Origin of the sequence: Vibrio sp. OPT46 (genome assembly GCF_015163535.1) — a bacterium.
In the GTDB taxonomy this organism is placed as follows: domain Bacteria; phylum Pseudomonadota; class Gammaproteobacteria; order Enterobacterales; family Vibrionaceae; genus Vibrio; species Vibrio alginolyticus.
The window spans coordinates 41,711-49,127 of record NZ_JADDYG010000304.1 but is presented as its reverse complement, the minus strand read 5'-3'; the positions used below and the strand labels follow the sequence as shown (position 1 = coordinate 49,127).

Sequence of the window (7,417 nt, the reverse complement as noted above, 5' to 3'; positions counted from 1 at the left end):
TCATGCTTTTAGGAATGTCTTTTAATTGGTTGCGCAAAAAATTATCAATGCGCTGACCCGCCATATCTTCGTCGATATCGACGAACTGGACTTTTGTTCTTATTTCGTTCATGGGCGGTATTGTAAACTCAATTTCGTGCGACTTCACATTATTCTTGTCGTAAAAGAAACACTCCGTGGCACATACTGGTCTAAATTTCGCCAAGCTTTTGTTTAAATTATTAAAACTCTCAATCAAGTTCTCAATTTGTTTTCTGTCTTGAACAGTTTGCACATCTCAATTGCTTATGAAACAGCCAGTTATAAAATAGAAATTTTGAGTTTAGCGGCAAATTTTCTATCGTTTGCGTGAAAGCAGATTGCTGATAGCCACGCGCACTGCTATAGTTCACAGCTGCTAAGGAAGGTTTGGTTACATTTTATTCATTACCAATCATTTATCCTCAAGCAATGTGAGTAGATCGTTGAAGGTCGAGTGCAGCATTGGCGTGAGACACATCGAATTCAACACTCTTGCCACCCTACTCCTCGCATATTCACGTTGAGTACCTACCGCCCAAATAGCGGGTCACAAGTCTACGTTTCCAACAGAAACCACAAGAGGCTTGTGATGACTGAAGTGCCCGAGAGCATCCCCTTCCAGCCGGGAGGCTGCAAAATACAAGCCATGGGATCAGGCACCGTGAAAGAGCGAAAAAACAGTGGCAAGTCGACAAGAAAGATATAAAAGAAAAGACAACGAGAATTTTCAATGAAAAGAATGTTAATTAACGCAACTCAAAAAGAAGAGTTGCGTGTCGCTCTGGTTGATGGCCAGCGACTTTTCGATCTTGATATCGAGAGTCCAGGACATGAATCTAAAAAAGCGAATATCTACAAAGGACGTATCACACGTATCGAACCAAGCTTAGAAGCCGCATTTGTTGATTACGGCGCCGAGCGTCACGGTTTCCTCCCTCTCAAAGAAATTGCCCGCGAATATTTCCCTGAAGGTTACACCTACCAAGGTCGTCCAAGCATCAAAGAAGTGCTAACGGAAGGCCAAGAAGTTATCGTTCAAGTGGAAAAAGAAGAACGTGGAAGCAAGGGCGCAGCTCTTACTACTTTCATTTCTCTTGCTGGTAGTTACCTTGTTCTGATGCCTAACAACCCTCGTGCTGGCGGTATTTCTCGTCGAATCGAAGGTGACGAGCGTACTCAACTAAAAGCCGCATTAAGTACTTTGGAACTGCCTCAGGGCATGGGCCTAATCGTACGTACTGCTGGCGTTGGCAAGAGTGCTGAAGAGCTTGAGTGGGATTTGAATGTACTACTTAACCACTGGGGTGCAATCAAAGGTGCAGCGGACTCTAACCCTGCTCCATTCTTAATCCACCAAGAAAGTAACGTTATCGTTCGTGCAATCCGTGACTATTTGCGTCGTGATATTGGCGAAATCTTAATTGATAGCAACACCATCTACGAACGTGCAAAAGAGCACATTCAATTGGTGCGCCCTGATTTCCTTAACCGCGTTAAGAAATATGAAGGTGAAGTTCCACTATTCAGCCACTACCAAATCGAAAGCCAAATTGAATCGGCTTTCCAACGTGAAGTGCGTCTGCCATCTGGTGGTTCTATTGTTATTGACCCGACTGAAGCACTAACGTCTATCGATATCAACTCTGCTCGTGCAACCAAGGGCGGCGATATTGAAGAAACAGCTCTAAACACGAACCTAGAAGCAGCCGACGAAATTGCTCGCCAATTGCGTCTACGTGACTTAGGTGGCTTAGTGGTTATCGACTTTATCGATATGACCCCAGTTCGTCACCAACGAGAAGTAGAAAACCGTCTACGTGAAGCCGTTCGCCTTGACCGCGCTCGTGTACAAATCGGTCGTATTTCTCGCTTTGGTTTGTTGGAGATGTCACGCCAGCGCTTGAGCCCTTCTCTTGCAGAAGCAAGCCATCACATCTGTCCTCGCTGTAGCGGAACTGGTGTCGTTCGCGACAACGAATCTCTAGCACTTTCTGTACTTCGTTTAATTGAAGAGGAAGCGCTAAAAGACAACACAGCACAAGTACTTGCAGTCGTACCTGTGCCAATCGCCTCTTACTTATTGAACGAAAAACGTCGTTCAGTAAACCATATCGAACGCATTCAAGAAGTGAAAATTACGGTTGTTCCTAACTCTGATATGGAAACACCGCACTTTGAAGTTATCCGTGTTCGTGAAGGCGAAGAGTTCGATCTGATATCTTACTTACTTCCTAAGAAACTGGAAGCAATGAAAGAAGCAGAAGGTAAAGAGCCAGCGGAAGTTGACGTAAAACCAAAACGAATTGAAGAGCCAGTTCTTAAAGGCTTTGCTGCTCCGTCTCAAACCGCACCTGCACCAGCAGCTAAACCAGCTCCTGAGGCGAAGAAGAAAGAACAAAATGTTGAACAAGAAGAGAAACCTGGATTGTTCAGCCGTCTGTTTAAAGCACTTGGTAGCTTCCTATTCGGTGGTTCTGAAGAAACAAAAGAAGAACAGAAACCTCAGGAAGAGAAAAAACCAAATCGCGATAATCGACGTAATAAGCGTGATCGCAACGATCGTCGTCGCAATAACAACCAGCGCGATAATCGTGATAACCGCGACAATCGCGATAACCGACGTCGTCGTAAGCCTCGTGATGAGCAAGCGAATGAGCAAAACGAAGCTCAACAACAAACCAATAAACAGCAAAACCGCAACCAAAAGCGTAAGCCTAAAGCTCAACAAGCAGACAAAGCCCAAGAGCAAAAAGCAAATGCAAAAGTAGCGGAAAAAGGCCTGCAGCTAGCGGCGGAAGCTCGAACTGAAACAAAACCAGAAGAGAGCAAACCAAAGCAACAAAACGCGAAAGCAGAAAAAGTGAAGGAGCGTCGCCAACGTCGCAAACTGAACAAGTCTGTACGCGTTAAAGACCAAGAAGCGGTTGAGAGGAAAGCCGAAGAAACAGCGGTTAAGACTCAAGAAACGGTTGAAACCAAAGTTGAGAAGCCAACAGAAGCAGCGGTAGAAGCACAGCAAGACAACAAGCAAGCAGAGTCTAAGCAACGTCGTAATCGTCGTTCGCCACGTCACCTGCGTGCAAGCGGCCAGCGTCGTCGCCGTGGCCGTGATCGCCGCCCTAACCCGTTCCGCCTACGTAAGGGAGGTGTCGCTTCTCCTGAAATGGCTATGGGTAAAGTAATGCCACGTTACATTCCGAAACCAGCACCTAAGAAGGAAGAGCGAGTTAAGGAAGAAGCTGTAGCAGCAGTACCTACAATCCAAGGTGGCTTTGCGTGTCCAGAAATGGCAATGGGTAAAGTGATTATTCGTCGCGAGCAACCTGTCGTAACAGATGCTCCAGTTGTTGAACACAAGGTTCAAGAAACCGTTGAAGCGAAAGTTGAATCTCCAGCAGTAGAAGCACCTGTTGTGGAAGCAGTAATCGCAGAAAAAACTGAATCGGCAGTAGTAGAAACAGCCTCTGTAGAGCCTATCGTTGAAACTCCTGCAACTGAACATGCTGAACCGGTTGATGCCATTGTAGAAACGGCACCAGCTGAAGAGCCTGTGGTTGAAGCAGCAAAAGAGATTGCAGCCGAAGCGCCAGTAGCTAAACCAGAGCCTAAAGTCGAAGCCATCAAAGTTGCTGCTAAGCTAAACGCTAGCGCACCGATGACAAAAGCACCTGGCCCTCAAGAGCTACGCGAAATCACGGTTGCAGCAGCACCGTTCAAAACCGAACGTTACCAAGCTAAAGGTGCGGGTAGCCAAGTGGCTAAAAACCGCGCATCGGCAGAGATGACAAAGCCTAACTTTAACTAGGCTAAATCATTACGTTCAACTGCTTAACGGCATAAATAAATTAAAGGCTACCATCTGGTAGCCTTTTTTATCTTCATATCTGCCCAATAAATTGTTCATATAAATACCAATTCGCGATCACATTTGTACGCCATTATTCGTATCATTCTTGAACTTAATCACACTTTTCGGTAGCATGCGCCGACTCAAGTTTTCGACACCATTCTGATGCTGCTCTTTTAATACTACGGTTTACACTGCAATGTTTGATTAGAAATCAACCACTCAGTGGCTTGTGCAAATACGAATATGTGTCGGGTTTAACTCATTGCAAAGAGAACTTAAAAACAAACATGTTCGAATTTCCCCAATTTTCTAAGCACTCCGTAAAAAATGATGTGCTATCAGGCTTAACCGTTGCGCTAGCATTGGTTCCTGAAGCTGTCGCATTTGCGTTCGTCGCAGGCGTAGATCCGATGGTCGGTCTTTACGCTGCATTCATCGTTGGTCTTATTACTTCCATTTTCGGTGGTCGTCCCGGCATGATCTCTGGTGCAACAGGTGCCATGGCAGTCGTAATGGTTTCGCTTGTCGCGACTCACGGTGTCCAGTACCTATTCGCAGCCATCATGCTCGCTGGTATTCTTCAAATTGCCGCTGGTATGTTTAAATTGGGTAAGTTCATCCGTATCGTACCTCACCCTGTGATGATCGGTTTTGTGAACGGTCTGGCTATTGTTATCTTCCTAGCTCAGTTGGGTCAGTTTAAAGCGCCTGACATCAACGGCATGCTTACTTGGCTACCACAAGACCAGATGCTGCTAATGCTTGGTTTGGTTGCGCTGACTATGGCAATCATTCACTTTCTACCAAAAATCACAACAGCTGTACCCTCTTCACTTGTTGCGATCGTAACGGTGACGGCTTTAGTGGTTGGCTTGGATCTGGAAACTCGCACTGTTGTTGACTTCCTGCGTACAATGTCTGGAGATGAAGCTGCAACACTCGCAGGTTCACTACCAACCTTCTCTATTCCTGCGGTACCATTTACACTTGAGACACTACAAATCATTCTTCCATACGCGATCATTCTCGCGGCCATTGGTCTAATTGAATCTCTACTAACACTGACAGTTTTAGATGAGATGACGAATACTCGTGGTCAATCTAACCGCGAATGTATCGGTCAAGGTATGGCAAACATGACGTGTTCTGTGTTTGGCGCAATGGGTGGTTGTGCGATGATTGGTCAGTCGATGATCAACGTAAACTCAGGTGGTCGCGGCCGTCTATCTGGTATCGTTGCGGCTATCGCTCTATTGATGTTTATCTTATTCGCTTCTTCGCTAATTGAAATGATCCCACTCGCTGCTCTGGTTGGTGTGATGTTCATGGTTGTCATTGGTACATTCGAATGGGCAACATTTAAGCTAGCACGCCGCGTACCGAAGCAAGACTTCTTCGTTATTGTTCTTGTGACCGTTGTTACTGTTCTTACTGACCTTGCTGTTGCCGTAGCGGTTGGTGTTATCGTTTCTGCATTAATGTTTGCATGGCAACACGCTAAGCACATCTATGCCGACACGTGCTTAAACGAGGAAGGTTCAAAAGAGTACAAGATTCACGGCCCTATTTTCTTTGGCTCTGCGGCTAACTTCCTGGAGTTGTTTAACGCGCCTGAAGATCCAAAAGATGTGATTGTCGATTTTGCAGACTCTCGCGTGACAGATCACTCTGCAATTGAAGCCATTGAAACACTGGCTGAGCGTTACAATGCTCAAGGTAAAACGCTGCACCTTCGTCACCTAAGCCCAGATTGTCGTAAACTTTTGGACAAAGCTGGCAGCTTGGTTGAAATTAACGTGAAGGAAGACCCAAGCTACAAAGTCGCAACCGACATACTAGCGGGTTAACACGAATAAAAAGGGATGAGCTGAGCTCATCCCTTTTTCTATTGTCTTCAAGCACGGCGATTATAGCTTCTTCAAAATTGCGTCTGATGCCTCTTCGATTAAATCAAGCACCAGTTCAAAGCCATCTTCCCCACCATAATATGGGTCCGGGACTTCGTCGTAAACTGACTCAGAATGACTTAAAAATAACGATACTTTGTGTCGATACTTCAACGGACAAATATCCAATAAATCGGCCAAATTTGCTTTATCTGCGGCTAATATAAGGTCAAACTTTTCAAAGTCATCAATGGTGACTTGGCGCGCTTGCATTCCTTTAAAAGAATAACCTCGCTGCTTTCCTGCTGCCATCGCTCTTGAATCCGGTCGGTTTCCTGCGTGGTAGCCAATTGTACCTGCCGAATCAACCTCTACTTCAACGCCTAGCTTTTGAGCTTTCGCTCTTAACACTGCCTCTCCAGTTGGTGACCGACAAATGTTTCCCATACAAACAACAAGTATTTTCTTCATTTTATTCCCTGAATTATCGGTGGTTTTTCTTCACGATATGTTGGTCTATCATAGCGAGATAAATCAATGAACCCAAATTAGCTTGGGCACAGCACGAAAAGGAATTGAGGAAGTATTATGTCTATCGAAGAAAATAAAGAAGCACGCCATAAAGCTCGCCAACAAAAAGTCAAAGAACAGGTAGACGCAAAAATCGCTGCTGCTCAAGAGGAAAAAGGTCTGCTACTGATCATTACCGGAAATGGTAAAGGTAAATCGACATCAGGATTCGGTACGATCGCACGCGCAGTGGGTCATGGTTTGAATTGTGCTGTCGCGCAGTTTATTAAAGGTACTTGGGACAACGGAGAGCGCAACCTACTTGAGAAACTCGGCGTTGAATTCCAAGTAATGGCAACCGGCTTTACGTGGGAAACTCAAAACAAAGCCGCTGATACCGAAGCAGCGCAAGGCGTATGGCAAGAATGTAAGCGCATGCTGCAAGACGACTCTATCGATGTCATCTTGTTTGACGAGCTAACTTATATGGTGAGCTACGGCTACATCGACTTAGACGAAGTGGTCGAAGCACTGAGCAACAGACCTAAAATGCAGTCGGTTATTATTACTGGGCGTGGCGCACATCGAACCCTGATTGAAATGGCCGATACCGTTTCTGAAGTGAAAAATGTAAAGCACGCATTTGAATCTGGCGTAAAAGCCCTCAAAGGCGTCGATTGGTAACACTCGCAGAGTAATTTAAAAAGGGTTGGCAAAATGCCAACCCTTTTGATTTTCACGCACGGTTAGTTGAAAAGATTCTTCAATAAACCATCGACCGCATCTTTGGTTTTCTCGTCTTTGATTTTGTCCGTTAGCTTCTCCACGCCACGATCGATTTCTTTTTGAGCTTTCTGCTTCAGAACATCATCGAATACGAGCTTGAATTTAGGATCTGCCCACTTACCAGACACATTGATTGGAATCGTGATGTCTTTCAGCTCATCTATATCTTTACCGCCCTGGCCTTCTAGGCTGCCTACAACTGACGTGCTGATAGTAAAGTCGACTGTTTCATTGATGTAGTTTGCGGTACCTTTACCACGAACACGTAACAATGGAGACTGAGCTTGCATATTATCCGTTGATACTACACCTTTGTTGAGTTTCAATGTCGCCGTCATCGCACTGAAGTCTGTTTTCTTAGCTT

Annotated in this window: 4 protein-coding genes and 2 pseudogenes; 3 read left to right on the top strand and 3 right to left on the bottom strand. The window is 45.3% G+C overall.

The features are described from left to right. Positions 1–274: pseudogene (locus tag IQR33_RS33130) on the bottom strand (hypothetical protein); the annotation flags it as partial. Positions 275–751: 477 nt separating this feature from the next. On the opposite strand from IQR33_RS33130, the gene rne reads away from it, so the two are divergent. Beyond that, positions 752–3,826 carry a ribonuclease E gene (rne, locus tag IQR33_RS14830; protein WP_193837603.1) on the top strand — a complete coding sequence of 1,025 codons (3,075 nt, stop codon included), beginning with the start codon at positions 752–754 and terminating at the stop codon, positions 3,824–3,826. 332 nt (positions 3,827–4,158) lie between these two features. Then, entirely contained in the window at positions 4,159–5,718 is a 1,560-nt protein-coding gene (locus IQR33_RS14825) for a SulP family inorganic anion transporter (RefSeq protein WP_005380840.1), read from the top strand. Positions 5,719–5,778: 60 nt separating this feature from the next. Here IQR33_RS14825 and IQR33_RS14820 read toward each other — a convergent pair whose 3' ends face one another. Then, positions 5,779–6,228, bottom strand: coding sequence for a low molecular weight protein-tyrosine-phosphatase (locus IQR33_RS14820; RefSeq protein WP_053304232.1), 450 nt, complete (start codon positions 6,226–6,228; stop codon positions 5,779–5,781). Positions 6,229–6,345: 117 nt separating this feature from the next. On the opposite strand from IQR33_RS14820, the gene cobO reads away from it, so the two are divergent. Then, positions 6,346–6,951, top strand: coding sequence for a cob(I)yrinic acid a,c-diamide adenosyltransferase (cobO, locus tag IQR33_RS14815; protein WP_005380837.1), 606 nt, complete (start codon positions 6,346–6,348; stop codon positions 6,949–6,951). Between the two features lie 62 nt (positions 6,952–7,013). Here cobO and IQR33_RS14810 read toward each other — a convergent pair. Further along, a pseudogene (locus IQR33_RS14810) lies at positions 7,014–7,417 on the bottom strand (AsmA-like C-terminal region-containing protein); the annotation flags it as partial.

Excerpts from the sequence above, each read along its gene's own strand:
- rne (WP_193837603.1), top strand. The coding sequence starts at position 752 with ATGAAAAGAATGTTAATTAACGCAACTCAAAAAGAAGAGTTGCGTGTC.
- cobO (WP_005380837.1), top strand. The coding sequence starts at position 6,346 with ATGTCTATCGAAGAAAATAAAGAAGCACGCCATAAAGCTCGCCAACAA.
- IQR33_RS14825 (WP_005380840.1), top strand. The coding sequence starts at position 4,159 with ATGTTCGAATTTCCCCAATTTTCTAAGCACTCCGTAAAAAATGATGTG.
- IQR33_RS14820 (WP_053304232.1), bottom strand. The coding sequence starts at position 6,228 with ATGAAGAAAATACTTGTTGTTTGTATGGGAAACATTTGTCGGTCACCA.